22 protein-coding genes are annotated in these 26157 nt (G+C 68.8%); 7 read left to right on the top strand and 15 right to left on the bottom strand.

Features of this window, described 5'->3' with window-relative positions; genetic code table 11:
* Positions 1-32 precede the first annotated feature (32 nt).
* Positions 33-533, top strand: coding sequence for a DNA starvation/stationary phase protection protein Dps (gene dps, locus M9945_RS07640; protein ID WP_367928131.1), 501 nt, complete (start codon positions 33-35; stop codon positions 531-533).
* A gap of 15 nt (positions 534-548) precedes the next feature.
* On the opposite strand, the gene xdhC is transcribed toward dps, so the two are convergent.
* Genes xdhC through uraH form a run of 4 tightly spaced genes read right to left on the bottom strand, consistent with a single transcriptional unit; the run spans position 549 to position 5581 of the window.
* On the bottom strand, positions 549-1361 hold the full coding sequence (xdhC, locus tag M9945_RS07635; RefSeq protein ID WP_367944045.1) for a xanthine dehydrogenase accessory protein XdhC: 813 nt from the start codon (positions 1359-1361) through the stop codon (positions 549-551).
* Positions 1358-3733: a xanthine dehydrogenase molybdopterin binding subunit gene (gene xdhB / locus M9945_RS07630; RefSeq protein ID WP_367944044.1), complete on the bottom strand. Its 2376-nt coding sequence runs from the start codon at positions 3731-3733 to the stop codon at positions 1358-1360. Before xdhB ends, xdhC begins: the two co-directional genes overlap by 4 nt.
* A 4-nt stretch (positions 3734-3737) precedes the next feature.
* Positions 3738-5222: a xanthine dehydrogenase small subunit gene (xdhA, locus tag M9945_RS07625; protein WP_367944043.1), complete on the bottom strand. Its 1485-nt coding sequence runs from the start codon at positions 5220-5222 to the stop codon at positions 3738-3740.
* A complete protein-coding gene (uraH, locus tag M9945_RS07620) occupies positions 5222-5581 on the bottom strand; it encodes a hydroxyisourate hydrolase (protein ID WP_367944042.1) in 360 nt (119 codons plus the stop codon). Before uraH ends, xdhA begins: the two co-directional genes overlap by 1 nt.
* A gap of 179 nt (positions 5582-5760) precedes the next feature.
* Here uraH and puuE point away from each other — a divergent pair, with 179 nt between their 5' ends.
* The 3 genes from puuE to M9945_RS07605 are packed head-to-tail and all read left to right on the top strand — an operon-like array spanning position 5761 to position 8530.
* Positions 5761-7194 (top strand): allantoinase PuuE, encoded by a 1434-nt coding sequence (puuE, locus tag M9945_RS07615; protein ID WP_367944041.1) that lies wholly within the window; start codon positions 5761-5763, stop codon positions 7192-7194.
* Positions 7195-7208: 14 nt separating this feature from the next.
* The gene (locus M9945_RS07610) at positions 7209-8036 is read left to right on the top strand and encodes a bifunctional allantoicase/(S)-ureidoglycine aminohydrolase (protein ID WP_367944040.1); all 828 of its coding nucleotides are present in this window, start codon (positions 7209-7211) and stop codon (positions 8034-8036) included.
* Positions 8033-8530 carry an ureidoglycolate lyase gene (locus M9945_RS07605; RefSeq protein ID WP_367944039.1) on the top strand — a complete coding sequence of 166 codons (498 nt, stop codon included), beginning with the start codon at positions 8033-8035 and terminating at the stop codon, positions 8528-8530. Before M9945_RS07610 ends, M9945_RS07605 begins: the two co-directional genes overlap by 4 nt.
* Before the next feature lie 12 nt (positions 8531-8542).
* On the opposite strand, the gene M9945_RS07600 is transcribed toward M9945_RS07605, so the two are convergent.
* The 6 genes from M9945_RS07600 to M9945_RS07575 all read right to left on the bottom strand — a co-directional run bounded on the left by M9945_RS07600 (position 8543) and on the right by M9945_RS07575 (position 16206).
* Entirely contained in the window at positions 8543-9658 is a 1116-nt protein-coding gene (locus M9945_RS07600; protein ID WP_367944038.1) for an alkene reductase, read from the bottom strand.
* A 13-nt stretch (positions 9659-9671) separates the two neighbouring features.
* Complete coding sequence (locus M9945_RS07595; protein WP_367944794.1) at positions 9672-9968, bottom strand: ArsR/SmtB family transcription factor; 297 nt, start codon at positions 9966-9968, stop codon at positions 9672-9674.
* A 289-nt stretch (positions 9969-10257) separates the two neighbouring features.
* On the bottom strand, positions 10258-11583 hold the full coding sequence (gene xylA, locus M9945_RS07590; protein WP_367944037.1) for a xylose isomerase: 1326 nt from the start codon (positions 11581-11583) through the stop codon (positions 10258-10260).
* The gene (gene xylB / locus M9945_RS07585) at positions 11580-13034 is read right to left on the bottom strand and encodes a xylulokinase (RefSeq protein ID WP_367944036.1); all 1455 of its coding nucleotides are present in this window, start codon (positions 13032-13034) and stop codon (positions 11580-11582) included. The genes xylA and xylB overlap by 4 nt, the downstream gene beginning before the upstream one ends.
* A gap of 109 nt (positions 13035-13143) precedes the next feature.
* A complete protein-coding gene (locus M9945_RS07580; protein ID WP_367944035.1) occupies positions 13144-14745 on the bottom strand; it encodes a GMC family oxidoreductase in 1602 nt (533 codons plus the stop codon).
* Between the two features lie 36 nt (positions 14746-14781).
* The gene (locus tag M9945_RS07575) at positions 14782-16206 is read right to left on the bottom strand and encodes a coniferyl aldehyde dehydrogenase (RefSeq protein WP_367944034.1); all 1425 of its coding nucleotides are present in this window, start codon (positions 16204-16206) and stop codon (positions 14782-14784) included.
* Between the two features lie 395 nt (positions 16207-16601).
* Between M9945_RS07575 and M9945_RS07570 the strand changes: the two genes are divergently transcribed.
* From M9945_RS07570 to M9945_RS07560, 3 genes are read left to right on the top strand one after another with little or no spacing between them, the layout of a single operon-like run.
* Positions 16602-17669, top strand: coding sequence for an AraC family transcriptional regulator (locus M9945_RS07570; protein ID WP_367944033.1), 1068 nt, complete (start codon positions 16602-16604; stop codon positions 17667-17669).
* Entirely contained in the window at positions 17669-18964 is a 1296-nt protein-coding gene (locus M9945_RS07565; RefSeq protein WP_367944032.1) for a D-arabinono-1,4-lactone oxidase, read from the top strand. The genes M9945_RS07570 and M9945_RS07565 overlap by 1 nt, the downstream gene beginning before the upstream one ends.
* Complete coding sequence (locus M9945_RS07560) at positions 18961-20115, top strand: alanine racemase (protein WP_367944031.1); 1155 nt, start codon at positions 18961-18963, stop codon at positions 20113-20115. The genes M9945_RS07565 and M9945_RS07560 overlap by 4 nt, the downstream gene beginning before the upstream one ends.
* A 57-nt stretch (positions 20116-20172) precedes the next feature.
* Here the strand turns inward: M9945_RS07560 and M9945_RS07555 are convergent, their stop codons facing one another.
* From M9945_RS07555 to M9945_RS07535, 5 genes are all read right to left on the bottom strand, one after another.
* Positions 20173-21867, bottom strand: coding sequence for a long-chain fatty acid--CoA ligase (locus M9945_RS07555; RefSeq protein ID WP_367944030.1), 1695 nt, complete (start codon positions 21865-21867; stop codon positions 20173-20175).
* 108 nt (positions 21868-21975) lie between these two features.
* Positions 21976-22539 (bottom strand): DUF924 family protein, encoded by a 564-nt coding sequence (locus M9945_RS07550; protein WP_367944029.1) that lies wholly within the window; start codon positions 22537-22539, stop codon positions 21976-21978.
* 17 nt (positions 22540-22556) lie between these two features.
* Positions 22557-24191, bottom strand: coding sequence for an ABC transporter ATP-binding protein (locus tag M9945_RS07545; protein ID WP_367944028.1), 1635 nt, complete (start codon positions 24189-24191; stop codon positions 22557-22559).
* Positions 24191-25150 (bottom strand): ABC transporter permease, encoded by a 960-nt coding sequence (locus tag M9945_RS07540; protein WP_367928151.1) that lies wholly within the window; start codon positions 25148-25150, stop codon positions 24191-24193. The genes M9945_RS07545 and M9945_RS07540 overlap by 1 nt, the downstream gene beginning before the upstream one ends.
* Before the next feature lie 2 nt (positions 25151-25152).
* The gene (locus M9945_RS07535; protein WP_367944027.1) at positions 25153-26136 is read right to left on the bottom strand and encodes an ABC transporter permease; all 984 of its coding nucleotides are present in this window, start codon (positions 26134-26136) and stop codon (positions 25153-25155) included.
* Between the last annotated feature and the right edge of the window lie 21 nt (positions 26137-26157).

The raw sequence follows: 26157 nt of genomic DNA, 5'->3' as shown, positions 1-26157 counted from the left end.
AGGTTCATAGTGCGAGCCTCCGAGGCCCGAAGATGGAGCGAAAAATGGCAATGCACCCCACCCGTATCGACCTGAAATCCAACACCAGAAAAACGGCGATCGAGCTTCTGAACGCGCGCCTTGCCGACGCCATCGACCTCGCGCTCGTCACCAAGCAGGCGCACTGGAACGTGAAGGGGCCGCATTTCATCGCCATCCACGAAATGCTCGACGGCTTCCGCGCCACCCTCGACGGCCATGTCGACACCATCGCCGAGCGGGCGGTGCAGCTGGGCGGACAGGCGCAAGGCACGGTGCAGACGGTGGCGGAAAAGACCGCGCTCAAGCCCTACCCGACTGACATATCGAAGACGAAGGATCATCTCGCGGCGCTGATCGAGCGCTATGGCGCGGTCGCCAATGCCGTGCGCGCGGCGATCGACGAGGCCGACGAGGCGGGCGACGCCGACACGGCCGATATCTTCACCGCCTTCTCGCGCGACCTCGACAAGTCGCTGTGGTTCCTCGAGGCGCATGTGCAGGAGAAGGAATAACCTTCTCCATAGCCGTCACGGGGCCGAAAGGCCCCGCATGACCTCCGCCGCCGCCATGGCGGCGATGACGGCGGGGCGCTTGTCCTTCACCTCCGCCCCGCCGATGGGACAGACGAGGCGCGAAAGCGCCGCCTCGCCGCCGCCCGCCTCCTTCAAGTACCAGCTCGCGAAGGTCGCCCGCTTGGTCTTCGAGCCGATCATGCCGACATAGGCGGCATCGGCCCGCTTCAGCGCCTCGGCGACGATAAGGAAGTCGAGCGCGTGGTCGTGGGTCAGGACGAGGAAGGCCGAACAGGGCGGGGCGTCGCGCACCACCTCTTCCGGCACCGCGGTCAGCCGCACCTCCACCCCTTCGGGCAGGTCGCCGATCTGGTCGGCGCGGGTCTCGACGATCGTGACGGCGAGCGGCAGCAGCGCCAGCGCCGCGGCGAGCGCGTGGCCGACATGCCCGCCGCCGAAGATGAACACCGAGGGACGCGACCCCGCCTCGTCCTCGATCCGCCGCAGCATGGCCGCGCGTCGCGCCTCGCCGGCAAGAGCGACATCGACCAGCACCCGGCCGCCGCAGCACTGGCCGATCTGCGGCCCGAGCGGCACGTCGAGAATGTCGGCCGACGGCGCGCCGGCGGCGATCATGTCGCGGGCGCGGTCGATGGCCATGAATTCGAGCTGGCCGCCGCCGATGGTGCTGAAGATCGCGCCCGGCGAGACGAGCATCCACGCCCCGGCCTCGCGCGGGGTCGAGCCCTTCGCCTCCCTCACCTCTACCAGCGCCACGCGCGGCCATGCGGCGAGGAACGCGCGCAGGCGGGACGGCGCGGCGCTCATCGCGCCGATGGCGACGCCGGGGCGGCGGCCTCGGCCTTCAGCCGCTCGATGGCCATCAGCACCCGCTCGGGCGTCGCCGGCGCGTCGAGGCGCGGGCAGACAACGTGGCCGGCGACGCTCGCCACCGCGTCGGAGAGCGCGTGCAACACGGCAAGGCCGAGCGGCAGCGGCGGCTCGCCCACCGCCTTGGAGCGATGGATGGTCGGCTCGTAGGCGCTCGACCAGTCGGTGAGCGCCACGTTGAATATCTTCGGCCGGTCCGAGGCGAGCGGGATCTTGTAGGTCGACGGCGCATGGGTGCGCAGCCGGCCGCGCTCGTCCCAAACGAGCTCCTCGGTCGTCAGCCAGCCCATGCCCTGGATGAAGCCGCCCTCGACCTGGCCGAGATCGATGGCCGGATTGAGCGAGCGGCCGACATCGTGAAGGATGTCGACGCGCTCGACGACATATTCCCCGGTCAGCGTGTCGACCGAGACCTCGGCGCAGGCCGCGCCGTAGGCGTAGTAGTAGAAGGCGTGGCCGCGCCCCTTCGACCGGTCCCAGTGGATTTTCGGCGTCTTGTAGAAGCCGGCGGCGGAGAGCTGGACGCGCGCCATATAGGCCTGCCGGACCAGCTCGTTGAAGGCGATCTCCTGATTGCCGACCCTGACCCGGTTGGGCAGGAAGACGACCTGCTCGCGCGGCACCTCATAGTGCTCGGCGGCGAAGTCGGTGAGGCGCTTCCTGATCTGCCGCGCCGCGTCCTGCGCCGCCATGCCGTTCAGGTCCGCGCCGGACGACGCCGCCGTCGGCGAGGTGTTCGGCACCTTGGCCGTGGTGGTGGCGGTGATGCGCACGCGGTCGAGATCGATCTGGAACTCCTCGGCCACGACCTGTGCGACCTTGAGGTGCAGCCCCTGCCCCATCTCGGTGCCGCCATGGTTCATGTGAACCGAGCCGTCGGTGTAGACGTGGACCAGCGCGCCGGCCTGGTTGGACTCGGTTTTGGTGAAGGAGATGCCGAACTTGACCGGCGTCAGCGCCAGCCCGCGCTTGACGAACCGGCTGTTGGCGTTGAACGCGGCGATCTCGCGCCGGCGCCCGGCATAGTCGGCGCTTTCCTCCAGCTCGGCGACGATGCGCTGGATGATGCAGTCCTCGACCTTCTGGTGGTAGGGGGTGAGGTTGCGCGTCCCCTCGGTGCCCATCTCGTCGTAGAAATTCAGCTTGCGGATGTCGAGCGGGTCCTTGCCGACCGCGAACGCCACCTCGTCGATCACCCGCTCGGCGCCGACCATGCCCTGCGGGCCGCCGAAGCCGCGAAAGGCGGTGTTGGAGACGGTGTTGGTGTAGAGCGGGGCCGACTTCGCCAGCACGTGCGGGAAGAAATAGGCGTTGTCACAGTGGAACAGCGCCCGGTCGCCGACGGGGCCGGACAGGTCCGCCGAGAAGCCGGCCCTGAGCCCGAAGGTGTAGTCGACGGCGAGGATGCGGCCCTCCTCGTCGAAGCCGATGTCGTAGTCGATGGCGAAGTCGTGCCGCTTGCCGGTCGCGGTCATGTCCTCGTCGCGGTCGAGCCTGAGCTTGACGGCGCGGCCGAGCTTCTTCGCCGCGATGGCGGCGATGGCCGCACACTGGTTGGCCTGCGTCTCCTTGCCGCCGAAGCCGCCGCCCATGCGCCGCACCTCGACCGTCACCGCGTGGCTGGCGATGCCGAGCGCGTGGGCGATCATGTGCTGGGTCTCGCTCGGCCCCTGCGTCGAGCAATAGACCGTCACCTCGTCGTCCTCGCCGGGAACGGCGAGCGACACCTGGCCCTCGAGATAGAAATGGTCCTGCCCGCCGAGCCGCATGCGGCCCGTGACGCGGCGTGGCGCGGCGTCGAGCGCGCTTGCTGCGTCGCCGCGCTTCAGCGTCAGCGGCGTCGTCACCTGCCGCGCCGTCGCCGGGTCGAGGTCCCAGATGTCGATAAGCGCCGGCTGTTCCTCGTACTCGACCTTTGCCAGCCGCGCCGCGCGCCGCGCCTGATCGCGCGTGCGGGCGATAACGCAAAAGAGCGGCTGGCCGTGGAACTCGACCTTGCCGTCGGCCAGCACCGGGTCGTCGTTCATGCCCGAGGGCGAGATGTCGTTGACGCCGGGCACGTCCTTCGCGGTCAGCACCGCGACGACGCCGGGCGCGGCGCGCACGGCCGAGAGGTCGAGCGATGTCACGAAGCCATGCGCGACCGTTGAAAGGCCGAGACCCGCGTGCAGCGTGCCGGCCGGCTCCGGCATGTCGTCGATATAGACCGCCTCGCCGGCGACATGCTTGTGCGCGGAATCGTGGCGCACGTCGCTGTGGACGCCGCCGGCGATCCTTTCCGCCTTGAGGTTCGGGGCGTGCCTGTTCATGGCCTCACGCGACCTCGTACCGCTTCACCGCGAACGGCCGCGCGGTGCCGGTCGTCTCCATGTAGAAGCGCAGGAGAAGGTTCCTTGCCGCCAGCGCGCGGTATTCGGCCGAGGCGCGCATGTCGGTCAGCGGCTGGTAGTCCTGCGCGTAGGCTGCTTGCGCCGCCTCCACCGTCTCCGGCGTCCACGGCTTGCCGAGGAGCGCCGCCTCCACCGCCCGCGCCCGCTTTGGCGTCGCCGCCATGCCGCCATAGGCGATGCGCGCGGACGCGACGATCCCGTTCTCGACGCTGACGTGGAACGCGCCGAGCGCGGCGGTGATGTCCTCGTCGCGGCGCTTCGACACCTTGTAGACGGCGAAATGCGCGTGCCGTTCGGGCAGCGGCACATGCACCGCCTCGACGAACTCGCCCGGCTGGCGGTCCTGCCTGCCATAGGCGATGAAGAAGTCCTCCAGCGCGATGGTGCGGCGTTGCCCGCCCTTGCGCAGCGTGAGCCGGGCGCCCAGCGCGATCAGCGGCGGCGGCGTATCGCCGATGGGCGAGCCGTTGGCGATGTTGCCGCCGATGGTGCCCATGTTGCGCACCTGCTCGCCGCCGATGCGGTCGATCAGGGCCCCCAGCGCCGGGATGCGGGCGGCAAGGTGGCCGCGCGCGTCGGTATAGGTGACGCCGGCGCCGATGGTGACGACGCCGTCCGTCTCGGAGATCGCCTGCAACTCCTGAAGCCCGCCGATGAAGACGACCGGCGCGATGTCGCGCATCATCTTCGTGACCCACAGGCCGACATCGGTCGAGCCGGCGACAATGGTCGCCTTCGGCTCGGCTTCCATGATCGCGGCGAAATCGTCGAGCGAGGCCGGCACGACCAGCCGCTCGCGGCCCTCGCCGATCTCGACGCGGCGTCCGTCGCGCATCGCCGTGAGCCGCGCCGTCACATCGGCGCGCTCGGCGGCGAGCGGGTCGCGGCCCGCCTCGCCATAGGTCGAGACGGCGCGCGCGGCGCGCATGATCGCCTCGTAGCCGGTGCAGCGGCACAGGTTTCCCTGCAACGCCTTCTCGATACGCGCGTCGGAGGGGCGGGGCTCGCGCATCCACAGGCCGTAGAGCGACATGACGAAGCCCGGCGTGCAGAAGCCGCATTGCGAGCCGTGGAAATCGACCATCGCCTGCTGGACCGGGTGCAGCGCTCCGTCCGCGCCCTTCAGGTGCTCGACGGTGACGACGTGGCAGCCGTCGAGCGAGCCGAGGAAGCGGATGCAGGCGTTGACGCTCTCATAGACGAGGCCATCCGTGCCGAGGCGCCCAACAAGCACCGTGCAGGCCCCGCAATCGCCTTCGGCGCAGCCTTCCTTGGTGCCGTTGAGGCCGCGGCGCAGGCGCAGCCAGTCGAGCAGCGTCTCGTGCGACCGCAAATCGGCAAGCGCGACCGCCTCGCCGTTGAGCAGGAAGCGGATCTCGCGGCGCGGCAATCCAGCCCCTTGGCTCATCAGCTTCCCCTGTAGGTCGAGTAGCCGAAGGGGGAAAGGAGCAGCGGCACGTGGTAATGCGCCTCCTGCGCCATGCCGAAGCGGATGGGAATCTGGTCGAGGAACAGCGGCTCCGGCAGGGTAGCATTGCCGGCGCGCAGATAGTCGCCGGCGAAGAAGACGAGCTCGTACTGGCCGGTGCGGAAGTCGTTGCCTTCGAGCAGCGGCGCGTCGCAGCGGCCGTCGGCGTTGGTGACGACTTCCTTGATCTTCTTGTGCGAATTGCCGCTGACCCGATAGAGCGCGATCTTCAGCCCCTCGGCCGGCCGGCCGCTGGCGGTATCGAGCACGTGGGTCGTAAGTCGTGCGTTCCCAGCCATCGTTTCTCCCTGCGGCCGCGCCCGCGTCGCATCGGCGGTTTCGGCGCGCGGATTCACGATACTCTATTGCATCGAAAAGGACAGGCCAGCAGAAAGGGGCCAAAACACTTTCAAACTTTCGAGGGGGAATGGCATGCCGGTTTTGAATTATTCTTGAGGAAACGACGAGGGCACCCTGGATGCGATACCCCAGAGACATGCGCGGCTACGGCGCGAACCCGCCCGATGCGAAATGGCCGGGCGGCGCGCATGTCGCCGTCCAGTTCGTGGTCAACTACGAGGAAGGCGGCGAGAACTGCGTGCTGCACGGCGACGCGGCGTCGGAGGCGTTCCTGTCGGAGGTGGTGGGCGCGGCGCCGTGGCCGGGCAAGCGCCACTGGAACATGGAATCGATCTACGAATACGGCGCGCGCGCCGGCTTCTGGCGGCTTCACCGCATGTTCACGACGGCGCAGGTTCCCGTCACCGTCTACGGCGTCGCCACCGCGCTCGCCCGCTCGCCCGACCAGGTCGCGGCGATGAAGGCGGCCGGCTGGGAGATCGCCAGCCACGGCCTGCGCTGGATCGACTATCGCGACCATGACGAGGCCGAGGAGCGCAAGGACCTTCTCGAAGCGATCCGTCTGCATGCGGAAGTCGTGGGAGAGCGGCCGCGCGGCATGTATCTCGGCCGCACCTCGGTCAATTCGGTCCGGCTCGCGGCAGGCGAAGGCGGCTTCGACTGGATTTCCGACACCTATGACGACGACCTGCCCTACTGGCTCGACCATGACGGCCACGGCAATCCGGTCCCGCCGCAGCTCGTCATCCCCTACACGCTCGACGCCAACGACATGCGCTTCGCCACCGCGCAGGGCTTCAACAGCGGCGACCAGTTCTTCGCCTATCTCAAGGACGCCTTCGACACGCTCTATGCGGAAGGACAGGCCGGTCGCCCGGCGATGATGAGCATTGGCCTCCACTGCCGGCTGATTGGCCGGCCGGGCCGCGCCTCCGCGCTCCGGCGCTTCATCGACTACGTCATGAGTCACGACCGCGTCTGGCTGCCGACGCGCGGGGAGATCGCCGCCCACTGGCGCGAGGCCCACCCCTACGCCCCGCCGGCCCTGCGGCCGAGCCGCATGGATCGCGATGCGTTCGTGGCAAGATTCGGCTCGATCTTCGAGCATTCTCCGTGGGTCGCCGAGCGCGCCTTCGAGCTCGAGCTCGGCCCGGCGCACGATTGCGCTTCCGGCGTCCACAACGCGCTCTGCCGCGCCTTCCGCTCCGCCAGCGCGGACGAGCGGCTCTGCGTGCTGAAAGCCCATCCCGACCTTGCCGGCAAGCTGGCGCAGGCGAAGCGGCTGACAGCGGAGTCGACGGCCGAGCAGGCCTCGGCCGGCCTCGACGCGCTGACCGACGACGAGCGCGAGACCTTCACCCGGCTGAACGACGCCTATACGGAAAAGTTCGGCTTCCCCTTCATCATCGCGGTCAAGGACAACACCAGGGCGGGCATCCTCGCCGCCTTCCGCGCCCGCATCGACAACGACCGCGACACGGAGTTCGCCACCGCCTGCCGGCAGGTGGAGCGCATCGCCGCGCTGCGGCTCAACGCCCTCCTCCCCTCCTGAAGGAAGAACGCACAATGACCGGCCGCACCTATTACGCGCCGCATGGGGGGCTGCCCCCGCAGACCGAGCTCCACACCGGCCGCGCCGTGTTCACCGACGCCTATGCGGTGATCCCGAAAGGCGTGATGAGCGACATCGTCACCAGCTACCTGCCGTTCTGGGAAGGAACGCGGCTGTGGATCTTGTCACGGCCGCTCTCGGGCTTCGCCGAGACGTTCTCGCAATACATCATGGAGGTCCAGCCCGGCGGCGGCAGCGACCGGCCGGAGCCCGAGGCCGACGCCGAGGGCGTCATCTTCGTGGTCGACGGCGAACTGACCGTCACGCTCGACGGCGAAAGCCATGTCATGACGCCCGGCTGCTACGCCTACCTGCCGCCGGCGAGCGGCTGGACGGCGCGCAACGAGGGCGCCGGGACCACGCGCTTCCACTGGGTCAGGAAGGCTTACGACTTCGTCGAGGGGCTGGACGCGCCGGACCCGCTGTTCCTGAACGAGGCCGACATCGCCCCCTCGCCGATGCCGGACACGGAAGGGAGATGGGCGACGACGCGCTTCGTCGATCCCGAGGATCTGCGCCACGACATGCACGTCACAATCGTCACCTTCGAGCCGGGCGGACTGATCCCGTTCGAGGAGACGCATGTGATGGAGCACGGGCTCTACGTGCTGGAAGGCAAGGCGGTCTACAAGCTCAACAAGGATTGGGTCGAGGTCGAGGCCGGCGACTATATGTGGCTGCGCGCCTTCTGCCCGCAGGCCTGCTATGCCGGGGGGCCGGGCAGGTTCCGCTACCTGCTCTACAAGGACGTCAACCGCCACGCGAAGCTCGCGTTTCGATGAGCCGCACCCTTACCGCACAGAAGCTGACGCGGGCCGCCTTCGCCCCGTTCGGCGACGTCATCGACACCGACTGGGAGAACCACTTCCCGATCAACGCGGGCAAGTGCGAGCGCTACCACGACCTCGCAAGAGTCGAGGCCGAGGGGCCGAACGCGCGGGTGCTGATCTCGCTGTTCAGGGGCACGCCCTACGACTTCCCGCTGAAGCTCGGCATGGTCGAGCGCCATCCCTTCGGCAGCCAGGCGTTCGTGCCGCTGTCGCCGGCGCCGTTCCTCGTCGTCGTCTGCCCCGACGGGCCGGACGGCCCGGGCACGCCGCAGGCCTTCTTCACCTTGCCGGGACAGGGCGTCAACTACCGCCGCAACATATGGCACGCGGTGCTGACGCCCATCGGCGCGCCGCAGGATTTCCTCGTCGTCGACCGCGGCGGCGACGGCGACAATCTCGAGGAGCACCACTTCACCGACCCGTGGGAAGTGAGACTCCCCGATTGAGCGCCCGGCCCGTCAGGCCGCGAACGGGTAGTCCGTATAGCCCTTCTCGCCGCCGCCGTAGAAGGTCTTCCTGTCCGGCTCGTTGAGGGGAAGCGCCTTCTTCAGCCGCTCGACCAGATCGGGATTGGCGATGAACAGCCGGCCGAAGGCAACGAGGTCGGCCGCGCCGCTTTCCACCGCCTGCTTCGCCAGCTCGGCGTCGTAACCGTTGTTGAGCATCCACGCGCCCTTGCCGCCGGCGTCGCGATAGGCGGCCTTGAAGACGGCGTAATCGAAGTCGCGCGCACCTTGCCGGTAGTCGCGCGGGCCGCCGGTCGCTCCCTCGATCACATGGACATAAGCGAGGCCGCGGGACCCGAGGCCGCGCGCGACATGCTCGAACAGCGGCTGCGGCTCGGGGTCAGAGGCGTCGTTGGCGGGCGTCACCGGCGACAGGCGGATGCCGACGCGGCCCCTGCCCGCCCCTTCGGTGACGGCGTCCACCACCTCGAACAGGAAGCGGGCGCGGTTCTCGATCGACCCGCCATAGGCGTCGGTGCGGCGGTTGCTGCCGGCGCGCAGGAACTGGTCGACCAGATAGCCGTTGGCGCCGTGGATCTCGACGCCGTCGAAGCCGGCCTCCTCCACCGCCGCCTTCGCGGCGCGGCGGTAGTCGTCGAGGATGCCGGGGATTTCGGAGAGCTCAAGCGCGCGCGGCGCGGAGGTCTCGGCGAAACTGCCGCTGCCGTCCGGGTTGACGAGGTAGGTCTTCGCCTGCGCGGAAACCGCCGATGGCGCGACCGGGCTCGCCCCGGCGGGCTGGAGCGTGTCATGCGAGACGCGGCCGACATGCCAGAGCTGGGTGACGATGCGCCCGCCCTTGTCGTGCACCCTGTCGGTGACGCGCCGCCAGCCGGCGAGCTGCTCTGGCGCGTAGAGCCCCGGCACGTCGGCATAGCCCTGCCCCTGATGCGTGATCGCCGTGCCTTCGGTGATGATCAGCCCGGCCGAGGCGCGCTGCGCGTAATAGTCGGCGACCAGCGCGCCCGGCACCGCGCCCGGCGAGCGGTTGCGCGTCAGCGGGGCCATGGCGATGCGGTTGGCGGCCGGGATCGCACCGAGGGCTACGGGATCGAAAAGCGTGGTCATGGCTTCACCGTTGTCAGAGGTCATGGAGGGAGGAGCGGAAAGCGGCGATCGCCGCCTCGTCGCGGGCATAGAAGACGTATGGGCCGACTTTGCGCGTGGTGACGAGGCCGCTGGCCGCGAGCACTGCCAGATGCGCCGAGACCGTCGATTGCGACAGGCCGCAGCGCTCGAAGCTGCCGGCGCACACGCCCATCTCCAGCGGGTGGGCCTGCGCCGAGAAATGCCGCTTAGGCTCCTTGAGCCATGACAGCATCGCCCGCCGCACCGGATGCGCCAGCGCCTTGAGGATCGCGTCGTGATCGGTCGTCATATCGTCCATTGGCGATATATGGATCGCCTGGAAGCGAATTACCAGAAAGCGGGTGCCAATTTTCCAGCTTGGATTGGAAAAACGTGACTGCGGCCGCCTTCACGTCGCGGGGCACTTTAGTTCAGGAAGGACTGCGCCGCCCCTCACCTGCCTGCCGGCATCCTCTCCCCGTGAACGGGGAGAGGAGGACTGGCCGCAACCTTTCCGCTTTTCCCTTCTCCCCGTTCACGGGGAGAAGGTGGCCCGAAGGGCCGGATGAGGGGCGGCGCGAACCTTCGTGAAGTGTCCGCTAAACGTAGCGGTTGACCACGTTCTCCAGATATTCCTGCCGGCCGGAGCGCGGCTGGGGCTCGATGGCCTCGCCGAGTACGCGGGCGAAAATCTCCTCGAGCCGGCGCTCGCCCGCCAGCATCGCCTGCGCCTCGGGCGCCTGCCAGCCGGCGTAGCGGGCCTCGAGCGGGGCGCTCAACGCCCGGTCCTCCAGCATCCGCGCCGCCGCCTTCAACCCGCGGGCGCAGGTGTCGATGCCGCCGACATGGGCGAGCAGCAAATCCTGTGGGTCGAGCGACTGGCGGCGCAGCTTCGCGTCGAAATTGGTGCCGCCGGTGGTGAAGCCGCCCGCCTTCAGGATCTCGTAATAGGCCAGCGCCGCCTCGGGCACGTTGTTGGGGAACTGGTCCGTATCCCAGCCCGACTGGTAGTCGTTGCGGTTCATGTCGATGGAGCCGAGGATGCCGAGCGCGCCGGCCAGCGCCAGCTCGTGCTCGAAGGAATGGCCGGCGAGAATGGCGTGGCCGGCCTCGATGTTGACCTTGACCTCCTTCTCCAGCCCGAAATCCTTGAGGAAGCCGTAGACCGTGGCGACGTCGTAGTCGTACTGATGCTTGGTCGGCTCCTGCGGCTTCGGCTCGATCAGGATCGTGCCCTTGAAGCCGATCCGGTGCTTGTAGTCGACCACCAGCGACAGGAAGCGGCCGGCCTGCTGGCGCTCGCGCTTCATGTCGGTGTTGAGCAGCGTCTCGTAGCCCTCGCGCCCGCCCCACAGCACGTAGTTCTCGCCGCCGAGGCGCTTCGTCACGTCGATGCAGGCCTTCACCGTCGCCGCCGCATAGGCGAAGACGTCCGGGTCCGGGTTGGTGGCCGCACCGGCCATGTAGCGGCGGTGGGAGAAGAGGTTCGCCGTGCCCCACAGCAGCTTCACCCCCGTCTCCTCCTGCTTGCCGGCGAAGATGTCGGCGATCTCGTCGAGGCGGGAAAAGCTCTCGGCGAGCGTGTCCCCCTCCGGGCGCACGTCCGCGTCGTGGAAGCAGTAGAACGGCGTGCCTAGAAGCCGGAACATCTCGAAGGCGACATCGGCCTTGCGGCGGGCAAGCTCCATCGTGTCGGCTTCTGTGCCCCTTGGGAACCACGGCCGCTCGAAGGTGCGGCCGCCGAACGGGTCGCCGCCTTCCCAGCTGAACGAGTGCCAGTAGGCCACCGCGAAGCGCAGATGGTCCTCCAGTCGCTTGCCGAGCACGACCTCGTCGGGGTCGTAGTGGCGGTAGGCCAGCGGGTTGGCGGACCCCGGCCCCTCGTAGCGGATCGGGGCGATGTCGCCGAAAAAGCCGGTGCTCACGATGTTGCTCCTTTGATGGCGGGGTAAAGCGCGCGATAGCGCCGGTAGGCATCATGGTAGGCCGGGACCAGCGCCGCGTCGGGCTCGATGGTCTCAGCGGTTTCCGGCGGGGTGCAGATTGCGTGCGGATCGGCGCTCTCGGTGGCGATGAGGCCGAGCCGTGCCGCACCGAAGGCGGCGCCGAAATCGCCCTCGGCCGGCAGGTCGACCGGGATTTCCAGAGCCGTGGCGATGGCCTTCAGCCAGTAGCGGGCGCGGGAGCCGCCGCCGATGGCGGTGACGCGCGAAAGCTCGGTTCCCGCCTCGCGCAGCGCCTCGAGGCTGTCGCGGAAGGCGAAGGCCACGCCCTCCAGCACCGCCTGCGCCAGCGCCGTGCGGTCCGAGAGATGGGCAAGGCCGGCGAATGCGCCGCGCATCGTGGCGTCATTATGCGGCGTGCGCTCGCCCGAGAGGTAGGGCAGGAAGGTGACGCCGGACGGCCGCCGCAGCGCCTCGCCGAGCCCGGCGGTCAGCTCCGCCGCCGTGCGGCCGGTGACGCCACAGAGCCAGTTCAGCGAATCCGTCGCCGACAGGATGACGCCCATCTGGTGCCACGCGCCGGGCAGCGCATGACAGAATGTGTGGACGGCGCTGGCCGGATTGGGCCGGTAGGAATCGTTGGCGGCGAACAAAACGCCCGAGGTGCCGAGCGAGACGAATGCCTGCCCGGCCCGGACCGCGCCCATGCCGCAGGCGGACGCCGCGTTGTCGCCCGCGCCGCCGGCCACGACAACGCCGCCGCCCATGCCCCAGCGCGCGGCGACTGAGCCGCGAAGCGTGCCGGAAACCTCCGTTCCCTCGACCAGCGCCGGCATGTGCCCGAGATCAAGGCCGGTGGCGGCAAGGAGCTCGGGCGACCAGGCGCGGCGGCCGACATCGAGCCACGCCGTGCCGGCAGCGTCCGACATTTCGGAGACATATTCGCCCGTCAGCCACAGGCGCAAATAATCCTTGGGCAGCAGCACCTTGGCGACGCGGGCGAAGACGGCCGGCTCGTTGGCCCTGATCCAGGCGAGCTTGGGCGCGGTGAAGCCGGGAAAGACGATGTTGCCGGTGACGGCGCGGAAGCGCGGATCGGCGTCGAGCGCCGTCGCCTCCGCGTGGCTGCGCGTGTCGTTCCACAGGATCGCCGGGCGCAGCACCGCGCCGGCGGCGTCGATCAGCGTCGCGCCGTGCATCTGGCCGGACAGGCCGATGCCGCGCACGGCGGCGAGCGCTGCCGGATAGGACGATTTCAGCAAAGAAACCGCCGCCTCGGTCGCCTCGATCCAGTCGGCGGGGTTCTGCTCGGCCCAGCCGTCATGCGGGCGCGAGACCTCGAGCGGCGCGCTCGCCGAGGCGACGACGCGCTGGCCGGCATCGAGCAGCAGCGCCTTGACGCCGGACGTGCCGAGGTCGATCCCGAGATACATGCCATCCTCCCGCGCCGCCTCCCCGAAAGGGTGCGGCAGCGGGGCGAGCATAGCGCGAAAGCGATTTATTTCGCAATCCGCAAAAAATAACGCCGAGCGCCTGATGCCGTCAGATGCGCAAGGTCCCGCGCATCATGTCGACCGCCTTTTCAGCGATCATGATCGTCGGCGCGTTGGTGTTGCCGCCGATCAGCGTCGGCATGACCGAGGCGTCGACCACCCGCAGCCCTTCGACCCCGCGCACTTTCAGTTCCGGGTCCACCACCGCGCCGGAATCGACCCCCATCCGGCAGGTGCCGACCGGGTGATAGACCGTGTCGACCCGCTTGCGCAGGATGGCGCGGATGTCGTCGTCGCTGCGCACCGCCGCCGTCACCGCATCCTTCCGCGCCCAGCGGGCAAGGGCCGGCGCTCCGAGCAACCGCCGCGTCAGCTTGAAGCCGGCGACCATGTCCTCGACGTCCCGCGGGTCGATCAGGAAAGCCGGGTCGATCAGCGGCGCGGCGAGCGGATCGGCGCTCGCCAGCGTCAGCGTTCCGCTGCTGCGCGGGCGCAACAGGCAGACATGGCAGGAGAAGCCGTGGCCGAGATGGAGCTTGCGGGCATGGTCGTCCACCAGCGAGACGACGAAATGGAGCTGGATGTCGGGCGCGTCGAGATCGGGCCGCGTCTTCAGGAAACCGCCGGCCTCGGCGAAGTTCGACGTCACCATGCCGCGCCGCTCGCGGCGGTAGCGCAGCGCCTCGCGCAGCGTCCGCCAGCCGCCGCGCAGCGACAGGCCGAACGTGTCGAGGCTGGCCGAGCGGTAGCCGAAGATGAAATCGGGATGGTCCTGAAGGTTCGCGCCGACGCCCGGCAGATCGAGGACCGGGGCGATGCCATGCCACTTAAGCTCCTCGGCGGGACCAATGCCGGACAGCATCAGGATCTGCGGCGATTGCAGCGCGCCGGCCGACAGCACCACCTCGCGCCGGGCGCGGATGGCGCGCCGCCCCCCGCCTTTGATCGTCTCGACGCCGACGGCACGGCCGTTCTCGACCAGCACCCGCGCGACGCGCGTCGTCGTCTCGACGTGGAGGTTCGGGCGCTTGCCCATATGCGGGAAGAGATAGGCGCGCGCCGCGCTCCAGCGTTCGCCGTTCTTCTGCGTCACCTGATAGACGCCGACGCCCTCCTGCTCCGCGCCGTTGAAATCGTCGTTGACGGGCAGGCCGATCTGGCGCGCGGCCTCGACGATATGGCGGTGGAAGGGGTTGCCGGTGCGCAGGTCGCTGACGGGAAGCGGCCCGTCGCGGCCGTGCCATTCGTCGTCGAAGCGCTCGTTCGCCTCGCTGAGCCGGAAATAGGGCAAGACGTCCGCGAACGACCAGCCCGTGTTGCCGAGCGCGGCCCAGCGATCGTAGTCGCTGGGGTGGCCGCGCATGTAGATCATGGCGTTGATGGCGGAGGAGCCGCCGAGCATACGCCCGCGCGGCTGGTAGCCCCTGCGGCCGCCGAGGCCGGGCTGCGGCACGGTCTCGAACGCCCAGTTGTTGAGCTTCGTCGGTATCATCGCCACGGCGCCGACCGGCACGGTGACGACGCCGCTGGTGCCGCCGCCGCCCGCCTCCAGAAGGCAGACGGTGACGGCCGGGTCCTCGCTCAGCCGCCCGGCCAGGACGGAACCGGCCGAGCCGCCGCCGACGATCACGTAGTCGAAAGCCGTTTCCACCTTCCCCTCCCCCTTATTGCCCCCATTGTCGAAACGTCAGGTCACGCGCTTCAGCAGCCCGAGGATGCGCTCGAAGGCCTGGCCGTAGGGCGGCCTGAACAGGACTATGCCGTTGAGCCGCGACTGGTAAAAGACCGGCTTGAGCTTCGAGAAGGTGTTGAAGCCCCATTCGCCGTGATAGGCGCCCATGCCGCTGGCGCCGACGCCGCCGAAGGGCTGGTCCTCCTGCCCGATATGCCACAGGCAATCGTTGACGGTGACGCCGCCGGACAGCGTCTCGCCGAGCACGCGCTCCCGGGCTCCCCGGTCCGTGCCGAACCAGTAGAGCGCCAGCGGATGGTCGCCGGCGCGCACGCGGGCGATCGCCTCGTCCATGCCGTCATATTCGAGGATCGGCAGCACCGGACCGAAGATCTCCTCGCGCATCAGCCGGGTGTCCGCCGGCGGGTCGATGACGATCGTGGGCGCGAGCTTGCGCGTCTCGTTGCTCTCGAAGCGCTCGTTCGCCGGGTTGATCTCGATGACCCGCGCGCCCGCCGCGCGCGCCTCGTCGACCAGCTCGACAAGCCGGGCGCGGTGGCGCTGGCTGATGATCGCGGTGTAGTCGGGATTGTCGACAAGCGAGGGATACATCTTCGCGACCGCGGTCGAGAACTTGCCGGCCACGGCCTCGGCCTGCCCCTTCGGCACCATCAGGTAATCGGGCGCAATGCAGGTCTGCCCGGCGTTCAGGAGCTTGCCGAAGGCGAGACGCTCGACGGAAACGTCGACGTCGCAGGACGGATCGAAGATCGCCGGCGACTTGCCGCCGAGCTCCAGCGTCACCGGCGTCAAATTGGCCGCCGCCGCCTGCGCGACAGCGCGGCCGACCGCGGTGGAGCCGGTGAAGATCAGATGGTCGAAGGGCAGCGCGGTGAACGCCTTGCCGGTCTCGGCGTCGCCGGTGACGACGCAGACCTCGTCCGGGTCGAACGCACCGGCAATGAGCCGTTCGAGCAGCGCCGAGAAGGCGGGCGTCAGCTCCGACGGCTTGATCATCACCCGGTTGCCGGCGGCGAGCGCGGCGAGCGCCGGCGCGAGCGCCAGCTGGAACGGATAGTTCCACGGCGAGACGACGCCGACGACGCCGAGCGGCTGCGGCATCAGCCGGTTGTAGCCGGGGCGGAAGTGGAGGCCCGTCGGCGCGCGCTTCACCCGCATCCAGCGCCGCAGATGCGACTTCGCGTGGCGGATGCCGGCGCGCACGACGAACATCTCGGCGAGCCGCGTCTCCTGCGCGGCGCGGCCGGAAAAGTCGGCATCGATGGCGGCGACGACCGCCGCCTCGTTGGCGTCGGTCAGCGCCAGCAGCCGGTCGAGCCGTGACAGCCGCGCCTCCCAGGTCGGGTTCGGCTCCTTCAGGAAGGCCTGCCGCTGCGCCTCGAAGCGCGCGGCGATGGTCGCGGACGGGGTGTTTTCCATCGTGTCGTTCCTTCCGGTGGGAGCGCCCGGCGGGCCGGCCGTGTCGGGTACAGTCTGCCCGAATTGACGGAAGATGGCGACCGTCTGCCGACTGTGCAAGGAGGGAGCCGCCCTGTGGGAAACGCCGGGCCGCAAGCCGCCCACCCCGGCGCTCAGGCTCGCCGGGCATGGGCGGGCGCCGCCTCGGGACGGCGGAGCGGCGAACGCCAACCTGTCCCGCGGCAGCGCGCAGCCTCATGGGCGATCCGAAGGCTTGGCCCCCCTCGCGTTCGATTCTCCCTTCAAGGCCGACCGATAGAGGCTAGCGGCCGCGCCCGGCGGCTGGCATATTAGAAGAAGACAAAAAACTGAATTTCGGGGACATTCGCCAAGGGGGCGCTTTGGGGGGACGGGGGATGGCGGCACGCGACTGCGAGCGCGGCGTGGCCAGCATGCGCATCATGGCCGAGCTTGGTGCGGCCCACGGGCTTTCGCCGCGCGCCTGCCTCGCCGGGACGGGCGTCTACGAGCGCGACCTCGAGGACGCGTCAGCGCTGGTCGCGCCCGAACAGGAGCTGAAGATGGTGCGCAACCTCGTCGGCGCGCTCGGCAAGGTGCCGGCGCTCGGCGTCGAGGCGGGCCTGCGCTATCACTTCACCGCGTTCGGCATGCTCGGCCTCGCCATGGCCGCCAGCCCCAACGCGCTCAGTGCGCTCGAGATCGCGCTGCGCTACTTCAACCTGACCTTCGCCTTCACCGATTTCCTCGTCGCCCGCGACGACGCGGAAACGACGATCACCATTGACGACGGCAGCCTGCCGCCGGATTTGAGGCGCTTCGTGGTCGAGCGCGACATCGGCGCGCTGGTGCGCATCCAGCGCGATCTTTGCCCGCATCTTCCGCTGCTGCGCGGCATCGCCTTCGCCTTCCCGCCGCCGGCGAACGAGGCGCGCTACGCGGCGCTTCTCGGCTTGCGCCCGCAATTCGGCGCGCCGCGCTCGGTGATCCGGCTGTGCAATGCCGGCCTGCTGCAGCTCCTGCCGCAGGCCAACGCCATCGCCCGCCAGGCCGCCGAGGAGCAGTGCCGACTGCTTCTGGAAAGGCGGCGCATGCGCTCAGGCCTCGCGCTCAGGATCAGGGAGCGGCTGCTGCGCGAATCGGCGCATATGCCGGACATGGAGACCGTCGCCTCGGATCTGTGCCTGACGCCGCGCACGCTGCGCCGGCGGCTCGACGACGAGGGCACGACCTTTTCCGCGATCCGGGACGAGGTGCGCCTTGCGCTCGCCGAGGAACTGTTGTCGATGACGGAGCTTTCGATAGGCGAGATCGCGGGGCGGCTCGGTTATGCCGATCCGACCTGCTTCACCAACGCCTTCAAAGGCTGGAAGGACGGCATGACGCCGCTGTCGTGGCGCAGGCATGTCGAGGCGGGCATGCCGGCAATCGCGGGCGGGCGGGCGCCGGAAGCGGAGGAAGCCTGATGACGGACGGCGAGCGGCACGACGACTGGACGAACTGGTCGGGGCTTCTCACGGCGCGGCCGGCGGCGCGCCTCGCGCCCGGAGACATCGGCGCGCTCGGCGACGCCATCCGCACAGCGCCCGGCCCGCTGCGGGCCGTGGGAACCTCCCATTCCTTCACGCCGCTGGTGCAGAACGACGGCGCGCTGGTCTCGCTCGACCGCTTCGCCGGGCTGATCGACCACGATCCCGCGGCGATGACCGCCCGCGTCGGCGCGGGAACGAAGCTCGGCGAGCTGGCGCGCGCGATGCACGCGGTCGGCCAGGCTTTCCCGAACATGGGCGACATCGACCGGCAGGCGTTCGGCGGCGCGCTGGCCACGGCCACCCACGGCTCGGGTGCCGCGCTCGGGGCCTACCACACCGGCGTCGAGGCCCTGACGCTGGTCGACGGCGCCGGTAAGGTCCGCGACTTCTCGGTGACCAAGAACGCCGACGACCTCCTTGCCGTCTGCCCCGGCCTCGGCGCGTTCGGCATGGTGACCGAGGTGACGATCCGCAACGTCGCGCCCTACCGGCTGCACCGCCGCCGCACGTCGCTGCCGATCCGCGCGCTGATCGACGACTTCCCGGCGCGGATGAGCGCACACCGCTCGGCCGAGTTCTTCTACATCCCGTTCTCGCGCATGGCGCTGTTCATCACCTCGGACCTGACCGACAGTGCGTCGACGCCGCGCCCGCCGGACGAGGACGACGCGGCCGTCGTCCTGCTCGGGCGCGTCCAGCGCTTCACCGGCTGGCTGCCGCCGCTGCGGCGCGCGCTGCTGAAGCGGGCCGTGGCCTCGGCCGCGCGCGAGGACTATGTCGCGGATTGGCTCGCCGTCTATCCCTCGCAGCGCAATGTCCGCTTCAACGAGATGGAGTATCACCTGCCGATCGAGGAGGCGCCGAAGGCGCTGGCCGAGGTGATCGAGCGGCTGGAGACGCGCTTTCCCGGCATCTATTTCCCGATCGAGGTGCGCACCGTCGCCGCCGACGAGGCCTGGCTCAGCCCGTTCTACCGTCGGCCGAGCGCCTCCATCGCCGTCCACCACACGGCAGGCCTCGACCACCGGCCCTATTTCGCCGCGATGGAGGAGATATTCCGCCGCCATGGCGGACGGCCGCACTGGGGCAAGATGCACAGCCTGACCGCGAAGGAGCTGGCAGGGCTCTACCCGCGCTTTCGCGACGCGATGGCGGTGCGCCGTGATCTCGACCCCGACAACCGCTTCGTCTCGCCCTATATGGCGCGGCTTCTGGGAGTGGAGCGATGAACGGCGACTGGTTCCGGCAGGCCGACGCGGCGCTCAAGGCGGCGGGCATCCACCAGCCATGCCTCGTGCTCGACCTCGACCTGCTCGACGCCAATATCGCGACGGTCAGGGCGGCGCTCGCGCCCGGCCTCGCGCTGCGCGTCGTCGACAAGTCGCTGCCCTGCCCGAAGCTCGTAGCGCGCATCACGGCGGCTTTCGATACGCGCCGGATCATGACGTTCCACGCGCCGGTGGCGCGGGCGATGCTCGCCGCCTTCCCCGACGCCGAGCTGCTGTTCGGCAAGCCGATGCCGGCCGCGCTCGCCGCCTCGATGCTGGACGAGCTGCCGGAATCCGCCGCGCAGCGCATCGTCTGGCTGATCGACACGCCCGAGCGGCTGGCGCAGTATGGCGCGGTCGCCGCGGCGCGCGGGCAGACGCTCCGTTTCTGCTTCGAGGTCGACATCGGCCTCCATCGCGGCGGCTTTCCGACGCCCGATGCACTGGCCGAGGCGCTGGCGGCGCTGGATCGGCATCCCCGTCTCGCCTGCGAAGGGATGATGGCCTACGAGGCGCATATCGGCCACATACCGGGCTGGCTCGGCGGGCCGGACGGCGCGCGGCGCAAGAGTCTCGCCCTCTTCCGGCGCTATCTGGCGCTGCTCGGCGAGGAGCGGCGGCGCATCGTCAATCTCGGCGGCAGCAGCACGGCGCTGCTCTACGGCGGCGATCTCGGCGCGAACGAGGTGGCGATGGGCTCGGCCTTCGTCAAGCCGTCGGATTTCGACGTGCCGAGCCTTGCCGCGCTCCGGCCCGCGATCTTCATCGCCGCGCCGGTGCTGAAGGTGGTGGAGGCGGAGCTGCCCGGCCTCGACCGCCGCTCGCGCTTCGCGCAGGCGCTCGGCCTCCTGCCCCGGCGCGGGCTTTACCTCTATGGCGGCAAGTGGATGGCGAACCCGGTCCATCCGGCCGGGATGAAGGAGAGCGGCGCGTTCGGCCGTTCGAGCAACCAGCAGTTCCTCGCCTTGCCCGGCGACGCCGCGATCCGCCCCGACGACTTCGCCTTCCTGCGCCCGACGCAGAGCGAGGCGGTGTTGCAGCAGTTCGGCCCGATCCGCATCCTGTCGCAAGGGCGCATCGTCGACGCCTGGCCCGTCCTGCCGCCGGAATGAAAGACCCGCCGTCTTTTCGACGGCGGGCCGGATCAGGTTCGAACTGGCTTTTCGCGCTCAGCGCAGCTCGCGCCGCAGGATCTTGCCGACATTGGTCTTCGGCAGCTCGGTGCGGAACTCGACATGCTTGGGGCGCTTGTAGGCGGTCAGCTTGTCGCGGCAGAAGTCGATGACCTCCTTTTCCGTCAGGTTCGGGTCCTTCTTGACCACGAACACCTTCGGCACCTCGCCCGACTTCTCGTCCGGCACGCCGACGGCCGCCACCTCCAGTACGCCCGGATGCATGGCGATGACGTCCTCGATCTCGTTCGGATAGACGTTGAAGCCGGAGACGAGGATCATGTCCTTCTTGCGGTCGACGATCTTGACGTAGCCCTTGTCGTCCATGAAGCCCATGTCGCCCGACTTGAAGTAGCCGTCGGCGGTCATCACCTTGGCGGTCTCGTCGGGGCGGTTCCAGTAGCCGGCCATCACCTGCGGCCCGCGGATGCAGATCTCGCCGACCTCGCCGAGGGACACGTCCTTGCCGTCCTCGTCGCGGATGACGATTTCGGTAGAGGGGATCGGCAGGCCGATGGTGCCGGAGAATTCCGTCGCATCGAAGCGGTTGGTCGTCACCACCGGCGAGGTTTCCGACAGGCCGTAGCCTTCCGAGATGACGATGCCGGTCAGCTTCTGCCAGCGGTCGGCCACGGCGCGCTGCACAGCCATGCCGCCGCCGAAGGTCAGGAACAGCGGCTTGAAGTCGAGCTTCTGGAAATCCTCGTTGTTGAGCAGCGCGTTGAACAGCGTGTTCAAACCGGGGAAGACGTTGATCTGGTACTTCCCAAGTTCCTTGACGAAGGCCGGGATGTCGCGCGGATTGGCGATCAGCAGGTTCTCGGCGCCGAGCCGCATGCCCATGAACGCGTTCACCGTCAGCGCGTAGATGTGGTAGAGCGGCAGCGGGCACACGAAGGTCTGCCGCTCCGGGCGCGGGCGCTTCGTGTAGGCGCTTTCGAGCCAGAGTTCCGTCTGCTGCACATTGGCGAGGATGTTGCGGTGGAGAAGGGTCGCGCCCTTGGAAACGCCGGTCGTGCCGCCGGTATATTGCAGGAAAGCGACGTCGTCCTGCCCGACATCGACCTTGGCGAAGCTCTTCGAGCGGCCCTCGCTCAGCACCTGCTTGAACGGGACGTGGCCCGGCAGCGACCAGGCCGGCACCATCTTCTTGACCCGGCGCACCACCAGGTTGACGATGTGGCCCTTCAGCCCGAGCATGTCGCCCATGGCGGCGACGACGATGTGCTTGACCTCGGTATTCTTCACCACGGTCTGGAGCGTGGTGGCGAAGTTCTCGAGGATGAAGATGGCTTCCGCGCCCGAATCCTTGAGCTGGTGCTCCAGCTCGCGCGGCGTGTAGAGCGGGTTGACGTTGACGACGATGCAGCCGGCGCGCAGGATCGCCATCAGCGCCACCGGGTATTGCAGCACGTTCGGCATCATGATGGCGACGCGCGCGCCCTTCTTCAGGCCCTTCGACTGGAGCCACGCCGCCACATGCGTCGAGGCTTCCTCGAGCTGGGCGAAGGTCAGGCTCTTGCCCATGGAGGTGAAGGCGGGGCGCGTCGAGAACTGCGCGCAGGCCTTCATCATCATGTCGCCGAGCGAGGCGTCCTCGATCGGCCCGATCTCGGGCTTCACGACGTCCGGATAGCTGGCGAGCCACGGCTTTGCTGCGGCGGGCGCTGATTTGTCTTTGGACTTGGTCAAGATGATGCCTCCCTCGGTGCGCCCGACAGCGCCGCTTTTTCGTGCCGGGTCGGTTACGTCTGTTTCATCTATGGCGGCGGCCGGCCGGGCGCAAGCGGCCGGGCCCGGTCACGACTGGCCGTAGCCGGCATGCTCCTTCATGAATTCCAGCTCCTCCGGCGAGCTTTCGCGCCCCAGCGCCCGGTTCCTGTGCGGGAAGCGGCCGAAGCGGGCCACTATGTCGCGGTGCTCGATGGCGAATTTCAGCCCGTCCCCCTCGCCGATGGCACGGAAAAGGTCGACGCAGCGCTCCTGGTCGGCGAGGATTTCCGAGTGCATGAACGGCATGTAGAAGAACGGTCGCGCAGCCTCCGGGCCGGCGCGGTCCCAGCCGCGCTCGACGGCGATCCGGGCGATGCCGGCGGCTGTGTCGTCGGTGGCGAAAGCGGCGGCGCTGCTCCTGAACATGTTGCGCGGGAACTGGTCGAAGACGATGATGGCAGCGAGCGCCATGCGCGCGTCGTCGATCCTGCGCTCGTCGAAGCCGGCCTTCAACTTCTCGTAGAGGCCGAGGAAGCGCGCGCGCACCTTCTCGTCCAGCTCCGGTCCGCCGCCGAACCAGTCCTCGTAGGTCAGTTCCCCGAACCAGAAGTTCAGAACCTCATCGACCCAGCCAGCCTCGATCCTGTCCATCGCCTTCCCCTCGACGCTCACTCGACGTTGGAGATGTCGGGCACCGAGTCGAGCAGCATGCGGGTGTAGTCGACCTTCGGGCTGTCGAAGATCTCGTCCACCGGCCCCTGCTCGACCAGCACGCCGTTGTGCATCACCCCCACATCGTCGGCCATCTGGCGCACGACTGCAAGGTTGTGGCTGATGAGAAGATAGGTGAGGTTGTACTCGTCCTGAAGCGCGCGCATCAGGTCGAGAACCTGCGCCTGCACCGAGACATCGAGAGCCGAGGTCGGCTCGTCGCAGACGATGAACTCCGGCTGGCTCGACAGGGCGCGGGCGATGGCGATGCGCTGGCGCTGGCCGCCCGAGAACTCGTGCGGGAACTTGCGCATCGAGATCGGATCGAGCCGCACCTTCTCCAGGAGGTCGGCGACGCGGTCGCGGATCTCGCCGCCGCTGCCCGCCAGCTTCAGCGCCCGGATCGGCTCGGCGATGATGTCGCCGACGCGCCAGCGCGGGTTGAGGCTGGCATAGGGGTCCTGGAAGATCATCTGCACGCGCTGGCGGCGCTTGCTCGACGCCGCCTGGCCCTCCCAGATGTCGTCGCCCTCGAGCAGAACCCGGCCCGAGGTCGGCGGGATCAGGCCGACCAGCATGCGCGCGCAGGTCGACTTGCCCGAGCCGGATTCGCCGACCAGCCCGTAGGTCGAGCCCCTGCGGATCTCGAACGAGACGTCCTGCACCGCCTTCACCACCTTGCGGCCGGAACGCTTCAGCACCCGGTCGAGGAAGGACCGCGACAGGTCGAACTCGCGCGTCAGCTTCTCGACCTTCATGATCGGCGCGTCAGAGGGCGGCACGACATGGCGGCGCGTCTCGTCGCGGATCGACGGGATCGCGTCGATCAGCTTGATCGTGTAGTCCTCCTTCGGGCGCTTGATGATGTCGGCGACCGAGCCGGTCTCGACGATCTTGCCCTTGTTCATCACGATCATGCGGTCGGCGGTCTCGGCGATCACGCCCATGTCGTGCGTGACCAGCATCACCGCCGCGCCGCGGCTCTCGCACAGCTCCTTCAGCACCTTGATGATCTGCGCCTGCACCGAGACGTCGAGCGCGGAGGTCGGCTCGTCGGCGATGATCAGCTCGGGCTCCGCCGCCAGCGCCAGCGCGATGACGACACGCTGCCGCATGCCGCCCGAGAACTGGTGCGGATAGCTGTCGAGCCGGTCGGCCGGCGCGGGAATGCCGGCCTCGCCGAGCAGGTCGATGGCGCGCTGGCGTGCCCCTGCCTGACTGAGCGGCAGGTGCCGGCGGATCGTCTCGATCAGCTGCTGGCCGATGGTGTAAAGCGGGTTCAGCGAGGTCAGCGGGTCCTGGAAGACCATGCCGATGCGCTTGCCGCGTATCTTCATCATCTCCTCGGGCGGCAGATTGTCGATCCGCTTGCCCTTCAGGTAGATCTCGCCGCCGGCGATGTGGCCGGGCGGCTCGATCAGGCCGATGATGGCGGCACCGGTCATCGACTTGCCGGCGCCGGATTCGCCGACCACGCCGAGGATCTCGCCCGGCATGATGTCGAAGGACACGCCGTCGACCGCGGTGAACAGCCCCCGCCGCAGCGGGAACTCGACCACGAGGTCGCGGACGGAAATGATCGGGTCCGTCATCAGCGCAGCCTCGGGTTCAGGGCGTCGCGCAGCCAGTCGCCGAGCAGGTTGACGGCGAGCGCGAGCAGGATGAGCGTGACGGCGGGGAAGAACAGGATCCACCATTCGCCGGAGAACAGGAACTGCTGGCCGATGCGGATCAGCGTTCCGAGCGAGGGCTGGGTCGGCGGCACGCCGACGCCGAGGAAGGACAGCGTCGCCTCCTCGATGATGGCCAGCGCGAGGCCGATGGTGCCGATGACCAGCACCGGCCCGAGCACGTTGGGCAGGATGTGGCGCACGAGGATGCGCAGCGGGTGGACGCCCATGATGCGCGCGGCAGAGACGTAGTCCTTCTGCCGCTCGACCATGGTCGCGCCGCGCACGGTGCGCGCGAACTGCGCCCAGTTGGAGAGGCCGATGGCGACGATCAGCACCCAGATCGCCATGCTCTCGTGCCGGCTCGGCGGGATGAGGCCGCGGGCGATGCCGAAGATCAGCAGCGCGATCAGGATCGCGGGGAAGGAGAGCTGGATGTCGGCGATGCGCATGATGACCGAATCCGTCATGCCGCCGCGATAGCCGGCCGTCAGCCCGAGCGCGACGCCGAGCACGATGGCGAACAGCGTCGCCGAAAGGCCGACGAACAGCGAGACGCGGCTGCCGTAGAGGATGGTGGACAGCACGTCCCGCCCCTGGTGGTCGGAGCCGAGCAGGAAGTAGTTGCCGGCCATCGAGGTCGACATCGGCGGGGTGAAGCCGTCCATCAGGTTGAGGCTCGCCGGGTTGAACGGGTCGTAGGGCGCGATCCACGGCGCCAGCAGCGCCGCCAGCACCATGACGATCGTCACGATGGCCGCGACGATGGTGACGGGCGAGCGCCGGAACGAGAAGAAGACGTCCGAATCCCAGGCGCGGCGGAGGAAGGAGCGCGGCGGCGCGACGGCAGCCACGGGGGGTGTGGTGTGGGCGGAGCTCATGGCTATTTCCCCCCGCCGATGCCGTGCACGCGAAGGCGCGGATCGACAGCGTAATAGAGGATGTCGACGATCAGGTTGATGACGACGAAGACGAAGGCGATGAACATCAGGTAGGCGGCCATCACCGGCACGTCGACGACCTGCACGGAATTGATGAACAGCGAGCCGACGCCCGGCCACTGGAACACGGTCTCGGTGACGATCGAGAAGGCGATGACCGAGCCGAGCTGGAGGCCGGTGATGGTGATGACGGGCACCATCGTGTTCTTCAGCGCGTGGCCGAAATTGATCGCCCGCTTGGACAGCCCGCGGGCGCGGGCGAAGCGGATGTAGTCCTGCCGCAGCACCTCGAGCATCTCGGCGCGCACGAGGCGCATGATGAGCGTGAGCTGGAACAGCGACAGCGTGATCGCCGGCAGGATCAGCGAGCGGCGGCCGGACTCGGTCAGGAGGCCCGTTCGCCACCAGCCGAGCTCCGTCACCTGGCCGCGGCCGAACGACGGCAGCCATTGCAGCTCGACGGCGAAGATGTAGATCAGCCCGATGCCGATGAGGAAGGTCGGCAGCGACACGCCGATCAGCGACAGCGTCATGATGGCGCCCGAGGCGAAGCTTCCCGGCTTCAGCGCGGTGAAGACGCCGAGCACGACGCCGAAGACCAGCGCGATCAGCGCCGAGGCGAAGGCGAGCTCGATGGTCGCCGGCAGGCGGCTGACGATCAGCTCCGTCACCGGCTGCTGGAGGCGGTAGGAGATGCCGAACTCGCCCTGCAAGGCGTTGCCGATGAAGCGGGCGAACTGGATGTAGAACGGATCGTTGAGGCCGAGCCGCTGGCGCAGCTCCTCGATCTCGTGAAGGCGCGTGTCCTGCCCGACCAGGCTGGCGACCGGGTCGCCGACATAGCGGAACAGCATGAAGGAAATGAGCGCGACCACCAGCATCACGATGAATGACTGGAAAAGCCGTCGCAGGATGAAGGCAACCATGGCTTCTTCCCCGCACGGGCG

Source organism: Aquamicrobium sp. (assembly GCF_023954335.1).
In the GTDB taxonomy this organism is placed as follows: domain Bacteria; phylum Pseudomonadota; class Alphaproteobacteria; order Rhizobiales; family Rhizobiaceae; genus Aerobium.
Note: the sequence above shows the minus strand (reverse complement) of the source record. Positions and strands in the feature narration are given on the sequence as shown.

Excerpts from the sequence above, each read along its gene's own strand:
- M9945_RS07570 (WP_367944033.1), top strand. The coding sequence starts at position 16,602 with ATGGCGGCACGCGACTGCGAGCGCGGCGTGGCCAGCATGCGCATCATG.
- dps (WP_367928131.1), top strand. The coding sequence starts at position 33 with ATGGAGCGAAAAATGGCAATGCACCCCACCCGTATCGACCTGAAATCC.
- M9945_RS07545 (WP_367944028.1), bottom strand. The coding sequence starts at position 24,191 with ATGACGGACCCGATCATTTCCGTCCGCGACCTCGTGGTCGAGTTCCCG.
- M9945_RS07605 (WP_367944039.1), top strand. The coding sequence starts at position 8,033 with ATGAGCCGCACCCTTACCGCACAGAAGCTGACGCGGGCCGCCTTCGCC.
- M9945_RS07560 (WP_367944031.1), top strand. The coding sequence starts at position 18,961 with ATGAACGGCGACTGGTTCCGGCAGGCCGACGCGGCGCTCAAGGCGGCG.
- xdhC (WP_367944045.1), bottom strand. The coding sequence starts at position 1,361 with ATGAGCGCCGCGCCGTCCCGCCTGCGCGCGTTCCTCGCCGCATGGCCG.
- M9945_RS07535 (WP_367944027.1), bottom strand. The coding sequence starts at position 26,136 with ATGGTTGCCTTCATCCTGCGACGGCTTTTCCAGTCATTCATCGTGATG.
- uraH (WP_367944042.1), bottom strand. The coding sequence starts at position 5,581 with ATGGCTGGGAACGCACGACTTACGACCCACGTGCTCGATACCGCCAGC.
- M9945_RS07575 (WP_367944034.1), bottom strand. The coding sequence starts at position 16,206 with ATGGAAAACACCCCGTCCGCGACCATCGCCGCGCGCTTCGAGGCGCAG.
- M9945_RS07595 (WP_367944794.1), bottom strand. The coding sequence starts at position 9,968 with ATGACGACCGATCACGACGCGATCCTCAAGGCGCTGGCGCATCCGGTG.
- M9945_RS07610 (WP_367944040.1), top strand. The coding sequence starts at position 7,209 with ATGACCGGCCGCACCTATTACGCGCCGCATGGGGGGCTGCCCCCGCAG.
- xdhA (WP_367944043.1), bottom strand. The coding sequence starts at position 5,222 with ATGAGCCAAGGGGCTGGATTGCCGCGCCGCGAGATCCGCTTCCTGCTC.
- M9945_RS07540 (WP_367928151.1), bottom strand. The coding sequence starts at position 25,150 with ATGAGCTCCGCCCACACCACACCCCCCGTGGCTGCCGTCGCGCCGCCG.
- M9945_RS07600 (WP_367944038.1), bottom strand. The coding sequence starts at position 9,658 with ATGACCACGCTTTTCGATCCCGTAGCCCTCGGTGCGATCCCGGCCGCC.
- xylB (WP_367944036.1), bottom strand. The coding sequence starts at position 13,034 with ATGTATCTCGGGATCGACCTCGGCACGTCCGGCGTCAAGGCGCTGCTG.
- xdhB (WP_367944044.1), bottom strand. The coding sequence starts at position 3,733 with ATGAACAGGCACGCCCCGAACCTCAAGGCGGAAAGGATCGCCGGCGGC.
- M9945_RS07550 (WP_367944029.1), bottom strand. The coding sequence starts at position 22,539 with ATGGACAGGATCGAGGCTGGCTGGGTCGATGAGGTTCTGAACTTCTGG.
- puuE (WP_367944041.1), top strand. The coding sequence starts at position 5,761 with ATGCGATACCCCAGAGACATGCGCGGCTACGGCGCGAACCCGCCCGAT.
- M9945_RS07565 (WP_367944032.1), top strand. The coding sequence starts at position 17,669 with ATGACGGACGGCGAGCGGCACGACGACTGGACGAACTGGTCGGGGCTT.